The following is a 14,336-nucleotide window of genomic DNA, read 5'->3' on the forward strand; positions in this document are numbered from 1 at the left end:
CATGACCAAGACACTGCAATGCATTTCCCCCATCGACGGCTCGGTCTATGCCGAGCGCGCCGTGATGGACCCCGACATGGCTTCTGCCCTTCTGGCGCGCGCGCGCCAGGCGCAAAAGACCTGGGCCGCGCGTCCGCTTGATGAGCGCATCGCGATGGTGAACGCCGGCGTCGCCCGCCTCAACGAGATGAAAGACGAGGTGGTGCCGGAGCTTGCCCACATGATGGGCCGCCCGGTGCGCTATGGCGGCGAGTTCGGCGGGATGAACGAGCGCTCCTCCTATATGGCCGGGGTCGCCGCACAGGGCCTCGCCCCCATCGTGCTGGAGGATTCGGAGAATTTCGACCGCCGCATCGAACGCGTACCCCACGGGCTCGTCGGCGTCATCGCGCCGTGGAACTATCCCTACATGACGGCCATGAACACCATCGTTCCCGCCCTCATCGCGGGCAATGCCGTCGCCGTCAAACACGCCACGCAGACGCTGCTGGTGGGCGAGCGCATCGTGCGCGCCTTCCATGAGGCGGGCATTCCCGAAGAGCTGTTCGTCAACCTCTTCCTCGACCATGCCGGAACGGAAAAACTGATCGGCGAACGCTCTTTCGACTTTATCAACTTCACAGGCTCCGTCGGCGGCGGGCGCGCCATCGAGCGGGCGGCTGCCGGCACCTTCACCGGGCTCGGGCTCGAACTCGGCGGCAAGGATCCCGCCTATGTGATGGACGATGCGGATATCGACTGGGCAGTCGATGGCCTGATGGACGGCGCGATGTTCAATGCCGGCCAGTGCTGCTGCGGCATTGAGCGCATCTATGTGGCCGAGCGGCATTTCGACAGTTTCGTCGAGAAATCCGCCGAATGGGTCGGCAAGCTGAAGCTCGGCAACCCCTTCGATGCAGAAACCACCATCGGTCCCATGGCCAACCGCCGGTTTGCAGCCGAAGTGCGCAGCCAGACCGAAGATGCGCTGGCGCAGGGCGCGAAAGCGCTGGTCGATCCGAAAAACTTTCCCGAGGATGATGGCGGCACCTATCTCATGCCGCAGATCCTTGTGGACGTGAACCACCAGATGCGGGTGATGCGCGAGGAGAGTTTTGGCCCGGTCGTCGGCATCATGCCGGTGAAGAACGACGCCGAAGCGCTCGACCTCATGAACGATTGCGAATTCGGCCTCACCGCCTCGCTCTGGACCGCCGATCCGGACCGTGCGGCGTCACTCGGAGCCGAAATCGACACGGGCACCGTGTTCATGAACCGCGCCGATTATCTCGATCCCGCCCTGTGCTGGACCGGCTGCAAGAACACCGGGCGCGGCGGCGCGCTGTCGGAAATCGGCTACCACAATCTGACCCGTCCGAAATCCTACCATCTGAGAAAGAAACAGGCATGAAGCTCGAAGGAAACTGGTCCTATCCCACCTCCGTGCGGTTCGGCGCGGGCCGCATCCGGGAACTGGCCGAGGCCTGCAAAGCGGCCGGCATCACAAGGCCGCTGCTCGTCACCGACCGGGGCCTCGCCGGCATGGAGATCACAAAGAATGCCCTCGGCATTCTGGAAGAAGCGGGCCTTGGCCGCGCGCTCTTCTCCGAGGTCGACCCCAATCCCAATGAGAAGAACCTCGAAGCCGGCATCAGGGCGTTCGTGGATGGCGGGCATGATGGGGTCGTCGCCTTTGGCGGCGGCTCGGGCCTTGATCTGGGCAAGCTGATCGCCTTCATGGCCGGTCAGACGCGGCCCGTGTGGGATTTCGAGGATATTGGCGACTGGTGGACCCGCGCCGACGCCTCGAAGATCGCCCCCAATGTGGCCGTGCCCACCACGGCAGGCACCGGCTCGGAAATGGGCCGTGCGGGCGTTCTCACCAATTCGCAGACCCATGTGAAGAAGATCATCTTCCATCCGAAAATTCTGCCCTCGGTGGTGATCTGCGATCCCGAACTGACCGTCGGCATGCCGAAGGCGATCACCGCGGGCACCGGCATGGACGCCTTTGCCCACTGTCTGGAAGCCTATTCCTCACCCTTCTATCACCCGATGAGCCAGGGCATTGCGCTGGAGGGGCTTCGGCTCGTGAAGGAAAACCTGCCGCGCGTCTATGAAAATGGCGGTGATCTGGAAGCGCGCGCGCACATGATGAGCGCTGCCGCCATGGGCGCGGTCGCCTTCCAGAAGGGGCTCGGCGCGATCCACGCGCTGTCGCATCCGGTCGGCGCGATCTACAACACCCATCACGGCACCACCAATGCCGTTGTCATGCCGGCGGTTCTGAAGCTCAACCGGCCCGAGATCGAGGAGCGCATCGCCGCCGCTGCCGCCTATCTGGGCATTGCGGGCGGGTTCGACGGTTTCTTCGATTTCGTGATGCAGCTTCGGGCCGATCTCGGCATTCCCGATCGGCTGGGCGACATGGGCGTCGGCACGGACCGCATCGACGAGATGGTGGCGATGGCGCTGGAAGACCCAAGCGCCGGCGGCAACCCGGTCAAGATGACCGCCGCCAACACGAAAGCGCTGTTCGAAGCCTGCATCTGAGGTTCGGCGCACGCGCCCCTCATTCGCCTGCCGGCACCTTCTCCCCGTGAACGGGGAGAAGGACAGCGCGGCAATGAAGCCGGAACCATTTCACCGCTGCAGTGAAGGGCGCTAACACCAAAACTTCCCCCTTCTCCCCGCGCGCGGGGAGAAGGTGCCGGCAGGCGGATGAGGGGCCTGCACCAACGTTACAAGACAGCGCCCTCCATCCCGCCCTCGCCCTTCGCCTTTCGGCAAGCTCAAGAAGCTCAGGATGAGGGCTGTGGTGGCGCAAGAGATCAGTAGATCAGTGCTGAAGCGCGATGTTTTCCTGACACGCTCCCAAACAAGAGAGCGAGGCCGCCCGCCGTCATCCGCGTCTGCCAGGAACCTCTCCTACCTTGCCTACCTTACCCTACCTCTCCTTGCCTTTCCCTCATCCTGAGCTTGTCGAAGGGCGAGGGAAAGGGCACGCACCATCATCTCCGCCGCCACCCGCCTAAAGCTTCAGCAACATGGTGACAATCCCCGCCTCGCCGCTGTCCTTCACCACGAAACCGAAATCGCGGCACATTTTGAGCATCTTGATGTTGTCGCTCAGGACAATGCCCTCGATGGCCCCGATGCCCTCTTCCTTGCCGTAGTCGATGAGCTGCTTCAAAAGCGCGAAGCCAAGCCCGTGGCCCTGAAGATCGGTGCGCACGAGCAGCCCGTATTCGGCGATCTCCTTGTCCGGATCAGAGGAAAGACGGCCAATGCCCGCCATCTCGCCATCCTCCTCGCGCAGCGCGATGAAGGCCATGTCGCGCTCGTAATCGAGCTGGCTCAGCCGCTCCAGCATCTCGTCCGGGAAATGCTTGCGCGGGGCAAGGAAACGGAACCTGATGTCTTCGGGCGAAACGCGTGCGAGAAAATCAGGGAAAAGCGCCACATCCGCCGGCTTGATGGGGCGTAAATGATAGTGATGCCCCTCCAGGTTCACATCCTTTTCCCACCCGTCCGGATAGGGCCGGATGGCAAGGTCGGGGTTCGGTCCCCTGCGGTTGATCTCCGCCGGCTCGATCTCGATACGCGCATCGAGCGCCACCACGCCGTCGGCATCGGCCAGCAGCGGGTTGATGTCCATACCCTTGATGCAGGGGAAGTCGACGATCATCTGCGACACCGCATTGAGCGCGCCGGCAATCGCCTCGCGGTCTGCGGGGGCGCGGTCGCGGTAGCCGGCGAGCAGCTTGCCGATGCGCGTCGAGGCCATCAGATCGCCGGCAAGCACATCGTCGAGCGGCGGCAGCGCGATTGCCGTGTCCTCCATCACCTCGACAGCCGTGCCGCCCGCGCCGAACAGCACGACCGGCCCGAAAATCGGGTCCTGGCTGACGCCGAGGATCAGCTCGTGGGCATGCTTGCGCTCCACCATGGGCTGAACGACGAACCCTTCGAGTTCCTCGCGCGTGCCGGCATCCTCCAGCCGCTTGATGATGTTTTCGGCAGCCTTTTCCGCAGCCTCTCGCGTTTTCAGGCCAAGCACCACGCCGCCGACATCGGATTTGTGCGTGATGGTCCTGGAGAGAAGCTTGACGACCACCTTCTCGAATTTCTCGAAAAGCCGCGCGGCCGCCTCGCCCACATCCTGCGGCGTCTCCACGATCAGCGTCTCCGGCACGCGAATGCCGTAGGCAGCAATCGCCGCCTTGGCCTCCGGTTCCGTCAGCATGCGCCGGCCTTCGGCAGCCACTTTTTCGAGAATGGCGCGCAGGCCCTCACGGTCGCCCTGCACATCCTCGCTGCGGCTCGAAGGCACACGGGTCAGCGCCTTTTGCGCGCGCGACCACTCGCCGAGATAAGACAGCGCCGCGGTGGCGCTGGACGGTGTGCTGAAATTGGCGATGCCGGATTCCTGCAGGATGCGCCGTCCCTCGCGTGCGGTCTCCTCGCCCAGCCAGCAGGTGATCAGCGGCTTGCCGTTGATCTTGCCCCGGTCGGCAAGGGCCGCAACCGCGCGGGCGGCATCGGAGGGCGAGGCAAGCCCCGTCGGGCAATTGAAGACGAGAACGGCGTCCGTGTCTGCATCGTCGGCGACCGCCAGAACCGCCTCGCTGTAACGCTCCGGCGGTGCATCACCGATAATGTCGGCGGGGTTCGAATGCGACCAGTTGGGCGGCAGCGCCCGGTCCATGCGGGCAATCGTTTCGGGCGAGAACTCGGCCATGGTGCCGCCCAGATCGTTGACCCGGTCGACCGCCAGAACACCCGCGCCACCGCCATTGCTGACAATGCCCACCTGCGCCCGCTGCAACGGGCGAAAGCGCGCCAGCACCTCGGCGGCGTCAAACAGTTCGCCCAGATCCAGAACCCGCAGAATGCCGGCGCGGCGCAGCGCCGCTTCGACCACGCGGTCCGCGCCTGAAAGCGCGCCGGTGTGGGTTGCCGCCGCCTGCGCCGCCTGCGCATGGCGACCCGCCTTGATGGCGATCACCGGCTTCAGCCTTGCGGCCGCGCGCGCAGCCGTCATGAATTTGCGCGGGCTGGGGATCGTCTCGAGATACATGAGAATGCCGCGCGTGCGGCCGTCGCCCGCAAGCATTTCCAGATAGTCGCCCACATCCACGTCGGCCATGTCGCCCAGCGACACGATGTGCGAGAAGCCCACGCCCTCCGCCGCCGCCCAGTCGACCAGCGATGTGGCGATCGCGCCCGACTGCGACAGGAGCGCCAGCCCACCGGGCTTTGCCTGCATATGCGCGAAACTGGCGTTGAAATTCATCGGCGGCACCATCAGCCCCACCGTGTTCGGCCCGATGATGCGGAAGAGATAGGGCCGCGCCGCGTCGAGCATGGCCTGCCGCAGACCGTTCTCGCGCGTCAGCCCGGCGGTGATGACAACCGCCGCGCGCGTTCCCTTCTCGCCAAGCTCGGTGATGATGCCGGGCACGGTTTCCGGCGGCGTGACGATGACGGCGATGTCGGGCACGCCGGGAATGTCTGCCGCGCTCCTGTAACAGGGACGGCCGTCGATCTCGCTGTATTTCGGATTGACCGCCCAGACCTCGCCGGCAAACCCGCCATCCTTCAGGTTCTGCATCACGATGTGGCCGACAGCGCCGGGCCTGCCCGATGCGCCGATCACGGCCACGGAGCGCGGGCGGGCGGCGAATTCGAGATTGCGGATCGTCATGGGCGATGACTCCGGGTTTTTCAGTGCGGAAATTTGCAGGGTCACTATAGCGGCATCCGGCAACGGAAATGCAACCCGCCACGGGCGGTTCCCCTCAGCCTATTTCGGTCAAATGCCCTAACGCACAAGCCGTGGTGCGGCGGCCACGAGCGCCCGGCCCGCCTGCGACTGCGGATCTGCGATAATCTGCGGTGTCGCTCCCGTTTCGACAATGCGGCCTGCCTCCATGATCGCCACCCGATGCGCGATGAGACGCACCACCGCCAGATCATGCGCGATGAAGAGGTAGGAGAGACCGTCGCTTTTCTGCAAATCAGCGATGAGTTCGAGAATATGGCCGCGCACCGACTGGTCGAGCGCGGAGACAGGCTCGTCGAACACGATCAGCGAGGGGCGTGCAGCCAGCGCACGGGCGATGGCGACCCGCTGGCGCTCGCCGCCCGACACTTCGTGAACGCCGCGCGCGGCATAGCCTGCGGGAAGCCCGACCCGCTCCAGCAGCGCGCCCACCCGCACCGGGCGCGCCGCACGATCCGCAAGGCCATGGATGCGCAACGGGTCCGCCAGCACACCGCCAATGGTCGCGCGCGGGTTGAAGGCCGCAAGCGGATCCTGAAACACCATCTGGATCGCGCGGCGGCGCGTGCGAAGCGCCCGCCCGCGAAGCTCAAGCCAGTTCTCGCCGAGAAGCCGCACCGCTCCCGCATCGGCCGGCAAAAGCCTGAGCAGCACCCGCGCGAGCGTCGACTTGCCGCTGCCCGACGCGCCCACCAGCCCCAGCGTCTCGCCCGGAGCAAGCGTCAGGCTCACATCATCAAGTGCGGTCACCCTGCGCCCCCGGCTGGTGAAGGTCTTGCAGAGGTTCTGCGCAACGAGAAGCGGCTCAGACATCGGCCACCCCGTCGATCAGGCGCGGTGTAGAAAAGTCGATCTGTGCGGCAAGAAGGCGCTTCGTACAGGCGTGCGCCGGCTTGGCGAGAACCGCCTGCGCCGCTCCCTTTTCCACCAGCTGCGCCCGTTGAAACACGGCTATGTCGTCGGCAAAGCCGGAGGCGAGCGCAATGTCATGCGTGATGAAAACCAGCGTCATGCCCGCCTCGCGCACCAATTCGTCGAGCAGCGCCACGATCTCGGCCTGCACCACCATGTCGAGCGCGCTTGTGGGCTCGTCGGCGATCAGCAGCCCCGGCCGCGCCGCAATGGCGGCGGCAATGGCGATGCGCTGGCGCTGCCCGCCGGAAAACTGATGCGGATAGGCACGAAGCGCAGCCTGCGGATCTGGAATGCGCACCCGCTCAAGCAGGGCCAGCGCATGCGACCGCGCCGCGCGCCAGTCGAGCCCCAGATGACGCACCGCGCCTTCCGCCACCTGTTCGCCAATGGTCAGAACGGGGTTGAGGCTGCCGCCGGGATCCTGAAACACCATGCCGATATCGCGACCCGCAACCGGCGCTTTCGCAAGGCCGGGCCAGCCAACACTCCCCTTAATCCGCGCCTGCGGCGGCAGCAGCCCGGCGAGCGCCAGCGCCAGCGTGCTCTTGCCCGATCCGCTCTCGCCGATCACCGCCAGCCGGCGGCCTTTCGCAATGTCGAGATCGACGTCACGAAGCGCGAAGCTTCGCGCATCATCACGCAAGTAGGAAACGGAGAGGCCCCGGATTTCGGCCAGTGGCGCGCTCATCCGCGCGCCTCACGGCCCGCCATCGCATCCGCCAGCCCCTCGCCCAGAAGATAGACGCCGAGCACGGTGGCCACGAGGCCCAGCCCCGGAACGATGGAAAGATGCGGCGCGGTGCGCAGCACATTGCGCCCTTCGGCGATCATCGAGCCCCAGGTCACCACATTGGGATCGCCAAGCCCGAGAAACGAAAGCGCGGCCTCCACCAGAACCGCCGTGGCGACAATCACCGCCGTGAGCGCCAGAACCGGCGGCAGCGCATTGGGCAGGACTTCGCGCAGAGCAATCTCGGCCGGGTGCATGCCGATCACCCGCGCCGCCGCCACATAGTCGCGCTCGCGGATCGACAGGACTTCCGCCCGCACCAGCCGCGCCGGCCCGGTCCACGCACCAAGGGCAATGGCGAAAATGATCACCGGAAGCGACGCCCCGGTGACGCTGACAAAAGCCAGCGCCAGAAGGAAGCCCGGCACGATCTGAAACGCATCGACCACCCGCATCAGCGCCTCGTCCACCAGCCCGCCAGCAAGCCCGGCAACCGTGCCGACAAGCGCCCCGGCGGCAAGTGCGACCAACGCCGTGGTGAGCCCGACCAGAAGCGATGTCTGCGCACCATGCATCAGGCCCGCAGCCACATCCCGGCCCAGCCGGTCCGTGCCAAGCGGAAGCGCCGGATCGGTGAAGGGTACAGTCATCGGTCGCCCGACAATCGTCAGCGGATCGCCCGGAAAAAGAAGCGGCGCGGCAAGCGCCATGGCGGCAAGCAGCACCAGAAGACAAAGCCCCGCCACCCCTTCCGGCGAGTGCAGAAGACGTCCGGCAACACGGTTCATGACGCCGCCTCCCCGCTGCCCACGCGCGGGTCGAGCGCCGCATAGGCAATGTCCACCAGAAGATTGACGACGATCACGAGCACCGCACTGACGATGATGATGCCGGTCAGAAGCGGCGCATCGCGGCCTGAAACCGCTTCATGCGCAAGCCGCCCGAAACCCGGAATGGCAAACACGCTTTCCACCACCACACTGCCGCCCAGCATGGCCGCCGCCTGCAGGCCAAGCATGGTGACCAGCGGCAAAAGCGCATTGAGCGCCACGTGGCGCAGCACGATGTGCCGCCGCGCCAACCCCTTGGCGCGCGCAAAAAGCACAAAATCCTGCCGCCAGGCTTCCGCCATGCCGGTTCGCATCATGCGCAGAAAAAGAGCCAGGTAAATGAAACCGAGCGCGGAAACCGGCAGCACCAGATGCCAGGCGATGTCGGCCACGCGCGCCAGTCCGGTCTTGCCGGAAGCGATGGTTTCGATGCCGGCCGTGGGAAACCAGCGCAGATCGACCGCAAACACCAGAACCAGAACAAGGCCAAGCCAGAAGCTCGGAACCGCGTAAAGCGCCAGAGACCCGATGGAAAGCGCCCGGTCCGTCAGGCTTCCCGGTCGCGCGCCGGCAACAATGCCCAGAAACGAGCCAAGCGAGAAGGCAAGAGCCGTGGCCGCCCCCATGAGCCAGAGCGTGTTGGGCAACCGCTCCGCGATCAGATCGAGAACCGGCCGGTCGAACGTCACCGACCAGCCGAGATCGAACCGCAGCAAGGCCCCCACATAAAGCGTCAGACGTTTCAGCAGTGATTGATCAAGCCCGTAGCTCTGGCGAAGCTCCGCCACGAGGCCCGCATCGCCGCCGCCCAGTGAAAGCAGATAGGCGTCCACCGCATCGCCGGGTGCTGCTTCCAGAAGCAGAAACGTGCCCACAATGACGATCAGCAGCACCGGGATGCTGCTGACGATACGCCGCCGCGTCAAAGTCAGGGCCCGGTGCATGCCAGTGCGTGTTCCTTGCGTTCTCAGGAAGCGAGTGCAGTATCAGCCCAGCTCGAAACCGGCCAGCGCGGATTGTTGCCCACATTGAGAACGGTGTCACTGGCAACCGTGGTAAAGCCCCACTCGGCCACATTGATTAGCGGCAGGTCTTCCACCACGATGCGCTGGAAATCGTTGTAGAGCGCGGTGCGCGCTTCCGTGTCGATGGTCTCGGCCGCCTGATCGATGATCGTGTCGAGCTCGGCATTGGCATAACCACCCTGATTGGAAAACGGCACGCCGTCAGGAATGCCCGACTGCACGAGGATCGTGGTCGAGATGGCCGGATCGCCGCGGAACACGGGCGAGCCAACGGCAATGTCGAAATCATGATCCGTGTAGACCGCCTTCAGATGCGCCGGCGTGTCGTTGTTCACCAGCGTCACGTCGATGCCCACCTTGCCAAGCGCCTGACGCAGATAGTCGCCGAACTGGCGCGTTTCGCTGAAGAAGGGCGCGGGCAGGAGGCGCAGCGAAAAGCGCTTGCCATCCTCGCCGCGCGGATACCCCGCATCGTCAAGCAGCCTGTTCGCCCGCTCGATGTCGAAGGAATAGGGTTTCACATCGGGATTGTAGAATTGCGGCGCGTTCTGCGGCACCGGGCCGGTGGCCGCCTGCGCATAGCCAAGAAACACCGTATCGACCACGAAATCCCGGTCGATGGCGTGCGAGATGGCCTGCCGCACCTTCTGGTCGGCGAGGATCTCGTTGCGATGGTTGATCTCCACCACAAGCTGATAGGTAAGCGCCTCATAGCCTTCCGTCACCACTTTCAGCCCCGGCACGCTGGCGATGCGTTCCAGATCCACCAGCGGCACCTGCGAGAAGGCGGCAAGCTGGATTTCGCCTGCCTCCAGCGCGGAGGCCGCCGCCGCCCGGTCGGGCAGAACGCGGAAGATGACCTCGTCCAGCTTCGGCAGCCCCTCGCCCCAATAGGCGTCATTGCGGGTAAGGCGATAATATTCGCCGGGCCTGTGCTCGGCGAATTTGAACGGACCGGTTCCCACCGGCGCCTTGTTGGCCGGGTTGGCGGCAATGTCCGTGCCCTCATAGAGATGTTTTGGCAGAACGCTCGTCACCACCGGCAGCGCATTGCGAATGAGCTGGATGGGCGTGGGCGCGGAAAAGCGGAAAATGGCGGTGTGCGCATCGGGCGTTTCCACCGTGTCGAGATTGGCGAACACCACGCGGCCGAGATTTTGCAGCGGCTTCCAGACCTCCATCGCGGAGAAGGCCACATCCGCAGAGGTGAACGGCTCGCCATCGTGCCAGGTCACGCCCTCGCGCAGTTTGAAGGTGATGGAAAGCCCGTCTTCCGAGCCTTCCCAACTTTGGGCCAGGCGTGGCGCAAGTCCGCCCTCGCCATCCATCATGGCTTCGGCCAGCGGCTCGATGACCTTGCTGGCGATGAAAAACACGCCGTTCGACGCGACAATTGCCGGGTTCAACGTGCGCGGCTCGGAATCAGCCGCCACAACCAGCCGTCCGCCGCGTGGCGCTTCTTCGGCCCCTGCCGCCCATGCCATGCGCAGCGGCCAGCCGGCCGCCGCCAGCGCCCCCGCGCCAAGAAGAAGATTGCGTCTCGAGATCAAAAGACCGGCCATCAGAAACCCTCGTTTTACGAGCCAACCATTTCCGGGCGGATCAGGTTCCCCGAAAACGTCATGCGCGAAGTTTAAAAGCAGCGCCTTGCACGAACAGGGCCATGAATGCGTTGCGTTGGTCCAGCCTGTTGAAGATGATCGCCTCAGAGATAAGGCGGCGTGCAGGCGGAAACGACGATGGTGCGCGTATCGGACAGATTTTGGAAACGGTGCGGCTGGCGGCTGTCGAAGAGATAGGCTTCGCCGGCCTTCAGAATGCGCATCTCATCCCCTACGGTGAGAGCGAGCTCACCCTCCACCACATAGCCGCCCTCGCTTGAGGCGTGCTGCAGCATGGTCTCGCCCGTGTCCGCCCCCGGCTCATAGACCTCGTGCAGGATCTGGAGATTGTGCAGGCGCGCATCGCCGATCTGCCGCAGGACCAGAAGCCCGCTCTCCGGCGCGCCCGCATTGATCGCCACACGCGACGTCAGGTCGATCAGCTCATCCCTGCCGAAAAAGGGACCGGGATTGTCCTCCCGCTCCGGCTCGAAGAAATCCGCCATGCTGACGCCCATTCCCCCAAGCACCTTGCGCAGGGTGGAGATGGACGGGCTGATCTTGTTCTTCTCGATGTTGGAAATCTGTGCATGGGGCACGCCCGCCTGCTCGGCGAGCTGCCGCTGCGAGAGATTGCCGGCCGTACGCATGGCCTTCAGACGGGAGCCAATGTCGAAATCGTCCATAAATCCTTCGCCGCAACCTTTGCCCGTTCTGGTTTCCATCATCGCGCTCGCAGGGCCAAAACCGTGCAGACGCCTTTTCATGCGCTCAAGATATTAGCCTCGAAGCGATTTCACAATGCGCAGATGCGTATAATTTTCAGTGCCTTCTAAGTCGCGCCGAGAATGATCGCTCAAAATATTGAACAGAGAATTGCCTAGCTGCAAAATGAGTGCTACCGCTAGAAAAAGAGGAGAGAGGCGATGAGACAGCCTCATCCCGCAACAATACCTTCATTTCGACGCAGGACAAGCCGATGACCGACAAGCCAAATTCCCCAGAAGCGCGCGATATCGCCTATCACCTGCACCCCTATACGAACGCCAAGAAACACCTGCAGGACGGCCCGCTGATCATCGACCGCGGTGAAGGCGTGTTCGTCTACGACAACAATGGCAAGCAGTACATCGAGGGCATGGCCGGCCTGTGGAGCGTCGCGCTCGGCTTCAACGAGAAGCGCCTTGTGAAGGCCGCGACCGAGCAGATGGAAAAACTGCCCTATTACCACACCTTCACGCACAAATCGCACGGGCCGGTGATCGAGCTTTCCGAAAAGCTGATCGGCATGGCCCCGGTGCCGATGAGCAAGGCGTTCTTCACCAATTCCGGCTCGGAAGCCATCGACACGGCGCTGAAGCTGATCTGGTACCGCTCCAACGCGCTTGGAAAGCCGGAAAAGAAGAAGATCATCGTCCGCAACCGCGCCTATCACGGCGTGACCATCGCCGGCGCATGCCTCACCAGCCTGCCGGCAAACCACAAATCCTTCGACCTGATCGTGCCGAACGTGCTGCGCATGACCGCGCCGCATTACTGGCGCGAGGCAATGCCGGGCGAGAGCGAAGAAGAATTCGCAACCCGCCTCGCCAGGGAACTGGAAGACACGATCCTGGCTGAAGGCCCGGAAACGATTGCCGCCTTCTTCGGCGAGCCCGTGCAGGGCGCCGGCGGCGTGGTCGTCCCGCCGGCCACCTACTGGGAAAAGGTGCAGGCCGTTCTGAACAAGTACGACATCCTGCTGGTCGCCGACGAAGTGATCTGCGGCTTCGGCCGCACGGGCACCATGTTCGGCTCCACCACCTATGACATCAAGCCGGACATCATGGTCATGTCCAAGCAGCTTTCGTCGTCCTACCTGCCGGCCTCGGCCCTGATGATCAACGACCGGGTGTTCGAGCCGATCATGGAAGAAAGCGGCCGCATCGGCACGCTCGGCCATGGCTACACGGCCAGCGGCCATCCGGTTGTCGCAGCCGTTGCGCTTGAAAACCTCAAGATCATCGAGGAGCGCGATCTGGTGGGCAATGCCGCACGCATGGGCGAACGCCTGCGCAACGGCCTTGCCGCACTGGCCGATCATCCGCTGGTTGGCGAAGTGCGCGGCGTCGGCCTCATCGCCGCCGTCGAGCTCGTCACCGACAAGGCAAACAAGACGGCGCTTGAGACGCCCGGCGCGCTTGGCGCACTGGTGAACGCGCATCTCCAGGAAGCCGGCCTCATCAGCCGCGCCATGGCCGATGCCGTCGCCTTCTGCCCGCCGCTCATCATTACCGAGGGCGAGGTCGACGACCTGCTCGCCCGCTTCAAGACCGGCCTCGACAAGGCGCTCGCCGAACTGCCCAGGGAGGCAATGCCGGCATAACGGGCACCGCCAGCACATAATCGGAAAAGCACAATTGGAGGAGAATGCTTATGAAGATGAAGAACTGGCTTGCAATGACCGCGCTTGCTGCGGTGGCGGGTTTCTCCGCCACCACGGCAAACGCACGCGACCTCACGGTCGTCTCGTGGGGCGGCACCTATCAGGACGCCCAGCGCGAGATCTACTTCAAGCCGTTTGCCGAAAAGGCCGGCAAACCGCTTCTCGACGAGGCATGGAACGGCGGCTACGGCGTTCTTCAGGCCAAGGTGAAGGCCGGCGCACCCAACTGGGATGTCGTTCAGGTCGAAGCCGAAGAGCTTGAGCTGGGCTGCGGCGACGGCCTCTTCGAGTATATCGACTGGGACAGGCTCGGCGGCGAGGACAAGTTCCTGGAAAGCGCCGTGCATGACTGCGGCGTGGGCGCAATCGTCTGGTCCACGGCAATCGCCTATGACGCCGACAAGCTGCCCGATGGCGGCCCGGCCTCATGGGCCGATTTCTGGGACACCGAAAAGTTCCCCGGCAAGCGCTCGCTGCGCAAGGGCCCGAAATACACGCTGGAGTTCGCGCTCCTTGCCGACGGCGTCGACAAGGACGAGATCTACGACGTGCTCGCCACGCCCGAGGGCATCGACCGCGCCTTCGCCAAGCTCGAAGAAATCCGCGACGAAGTGGTCTGGTGGGAGGCCGGCGCGCAGCCGCTCCAGTTCCTGGCCTCCGGCGAAGTCGCCATGGCGTCCGCCTATAATGGCCGCATCACCGGCATCAACCGCACCGAGGGCCGCAACTTCAAGGTCGTCTGGCCCGGCAGCATCTATGCCGTCGACAGCTGGGTGATCCTGAAGGACGCCGAAAACCGCGATGCGGGCATGGATTTCATCGCCTTCGCCAGCGAACCGGAAAACCAGAAGAAGCTGCCGGAGTATGTGGCCTACGGCCTGCCCAACAACGAAGCCGCCAAAATGGTGAGCGACGCGCAGAAGGCAGAGCTGCCGACCACCGAGGAAAACCTCACCGACGCAATCGCGCTCGATGTCGATTTCTGGATCGACAATTCAGAAGCCCTGACCGAGCGTTTCAACGCCTGGCTGGCTCAATAAGAGCCA

The 14,336-nt window shown here is 64.2% G+C and carries 11 protein-coding genes; 4 read left to right on the forward strand and 7 right to left on the reverse strand.

Features of this window, described 5'->3' with window-relative positions; genetic code table 11:
- The first annotated feature begins 1 nt into the window (after position 1).
- Both DEJ54_RS01625 and DEJ54_RS01630 read left to right on the forward strand, forming a co-directional pair.
- Positions 2 to 1,390 (forward strand): aldehyde dehydrogenase family protein, encoded by a 1,389-nt coding sequence (locus DEJ54_RS01625; RefSeq protein WP_113153026.1) that lies wholly within the window; start codon positions 2 to 4, stop codon positions 1,388 to 1,390.
- A complete protein-coding gene (locus tag DEJ54_RS01630; protein WP_113153027.1) occupies positions 1,387 to 2,532 on the forward strand; it encodes an iron-containing alcohol dehydrogenase in 1,146 nt (381 codons plus the stop codon). Before DEJ54_RS01625 ends, DEJ54_RS01630 begins: the two co-directional genes overlap by 4 nt.
- A gap of 478 nt (positions 2,533 to 3,010) precedes the next feature.
- On the opposite strand, the gene DEJ54_RS01635 is transcribed toward DEJ54_RS01630, so the two are convergent.
- The 7 genes from DEJ54_RS01635 to DEJ54_RS01665 form a co-directional block, all read right to left on the reverse strand.
- On the reverse strand, positions 3,011 to 5,686 hold the full coding sequence (locus tag DEJ54_RS01635; protein WP_113153028.1) for a bifunctional acetate--CoA ligase family protein/GNAT family N-acetyltransferase: 2,676 nt from the start codon (positions 5,684 to 5,686) through the stop codon (positions 3,011 to 3,013).
- A gap of 117 nt (positions 5,687 to 5,803) precedes the next feature.
- On the reverse strand, positions 5,804 to 6,577 hold the full coding sequence (locus tag DEJ54_RS01640) for an ABC transporter ATP-binding protein (RefSeq protein WP_113153029.1): 774 nt from the start codon (positions 6,575 to 6,577) through the stop codon (positions 5,804 to 5,806).
- Positions 6,570 to 7,367 carry an ABC transporter ATP-binding protein gene (locus tag DEJ54_RS01645; protein ID WP_113153030.1) on the reverse strand — a complete coding sequence of 266 codons (798 nt, stop codon included), beginning with the start codon at positions 7,365 to 7,367 and terminating at the stop codon, positions 6,570 to 6,572. Before DEJ54_RS01645 ends, DEJ54_RS01640 begins: the two co-directional genes overlap by 8 nt.
- Positions 7,364 to 8,197, reverse strand: a complete 834-nt coding sequence (locus tag DEJ54_RS01650; protein WP_113153031.1) for an ABC transporter permease — start codon at positions 8,195 to 8,197, stop codon at positions 7,364 to 7,366. The genes DEJ54_RS01645 and DEJ54_RS01650 overlap by 4 nt, the downstream gene beginning before the upstream one ends.
- Positions 8,194 to 9,183, reverse strand: a complete 990-nt coding sequence (locus DEJ54_RS01655; protein WP_113153032.1) for an ABC transporter permease — start codon at positions 9,181 to 9,183, stop codon at positions 8,194 to 8,196. The genes DEJ54_RS01650 and DEJ54_RS01655 overlap by 4 nt, the downstream gene beginning before the upstream one ends.
- Positions 9,184 to 9,206: 23 nt before the next feature.
- Entirely contained in the window at positions 9,207 to 10,826 is a 1,620-nt protein-coding gene (locus DEJ54_RS01660; protein WP_113153033.1) for an ABC transporter substrate-binding protein, read from the reverse strand.
- Between the two features lie 143 nt (positions 10,827 to 10,969).
- On the reverse strand, positions 10,970 to 11,551 hold the full coding sequence (locus DEJ54_RS01665) for a cupin domain-containing protein (protein ID WP_113156016.1): 582 nt from the start codon (positions 11,549 to 11,551) through the stop codon (positions 10,970 to 10,972).
- 293 nt (positions 11,552 to 11,844) lie between these two features.
- Between DEJ54_RS01665 and DEJ54_RS01670 the strand changes: the two genes are divergently transcribed.
- Positions 11,845 to 13,230: an aspartate aminotransferase family protein gene (locus DEJ54_RS01670; RefSeq protein ID WP_113153034.1), complete on the forward strand. Its 1,386-nt coding sequence runs from the start codon at positions 11,845 to 11,847 to the stop codon at positions 13,228 to 13,230.
- A gap of 56 nt (positions 13,231 to 13,286) precedes the next feature.
- Complete coding sequence (locus DEJ54_RS01675; RefSeq protein ID WP_371685971.1) at positions 13,287 to 14,330, forward strand: ABC transporter substrate-binding protein; 1,044 nt, start codon at positions 13,287 to 13,289, stop codon at positions 14,328 to 14,330.
- Positions 14,331 to 14,336: the final 6 nt, after the last annotated feature.

The sequence above is a fragment of the Nitratireductor sp. OM-1 genome (assembly GCF_003296175.1).
Taxonomy (GTDB): Bacteria; Pseudomonadota; Alphaproteobacteria; order Rhizobiales; family Rhizobiaceae; genus Nitratireductor; species Nitratireductor aquimarinus.

Excerpts from the sequence above, each read along its gene's own strand:
- DEJ54_RS01635 (WP_113153028.1), bottom strand. The coding sequence starts at position 5,686 with ATGACGATCCGCAATCTCGAATTCGCCGCCCGCCCGCGCTCCGTGGCC.
- DEJ54_RS01645 (WP_113153030.1), bottom strand. The coding sequence starts at position 7,367 with ATGAGCGCGCCACTGGCCGAAATCCGGGGCCTCTCCGTTTCCTACTTG.
- DEJ54_RS01660 (WP_113153033.1), bottom strand. The coding sequence starts at position 10,826 with ATGGCCGGTCTTTTGATCTCGAGACGCAATCTTCTTCTTGGCGCGGGG.
- DEJ54_RS01670 (WP_113153034.1), top strand. The coding sequence starts at position 11,845 with ATGACCGACAAGCCAAATTCCCCAGAAGCGCGCGATATCGCCTATCAC.
- DEJ54_RS01665 (WP_113156016.1), bottom strand. The coding sequence starts at position 11,551 with ATGGACGATTTCGACATTGGCTCCCGTCTGAAGGCCATGCGTACGGCC.
- DEJ54_RS01655 (WP_113153032.1), bottom strand. The coding sequence starts at position 9,183 with ATGCACCGGGCCCTGACTTTGACGCGGCGGCGTATCGTCAGCAGCATC.
- DEJ54_RS01630 (WP_113153027.1), top strand. The coding sequence starts at position 1,387 with ATGAAGCTCGAAGGAAACTGGTCCTATCCCACCTCCGTGCGGTTCGGC.
- DEJ54_RS01625 (WP_113153026.1), top strand. The coding sequence starts at position 2 with ATGACCAAGACACTGCAATGCATTTCCCCCATCGACGGCTCGGTCTAT.
- DEJ54_RS01650 (WP_113153031.1), bottom strand. The coding sequence starts at position 8,197 with ATGAACCGTGTTGCCGGACGTCTTCTGCACTCGCCGGAAGGGGTGGCG.
- DEJ54_RS01640 (WP_113153029.1), bottom strand. The coding sequence starts at position 6,577 with ATGTCTGAGCCGCTTCTCGTTGCGCAGAACCTCTGCAAGACCTTCACC.
- DEJ54_RS01675 (WP_371685971.1), top strand. The coding sequence starts at position 13,287 with ATGAAGAACTGGCTTGCAATGACCGCGCTTGCTGCGGTGGCGGGTTTC.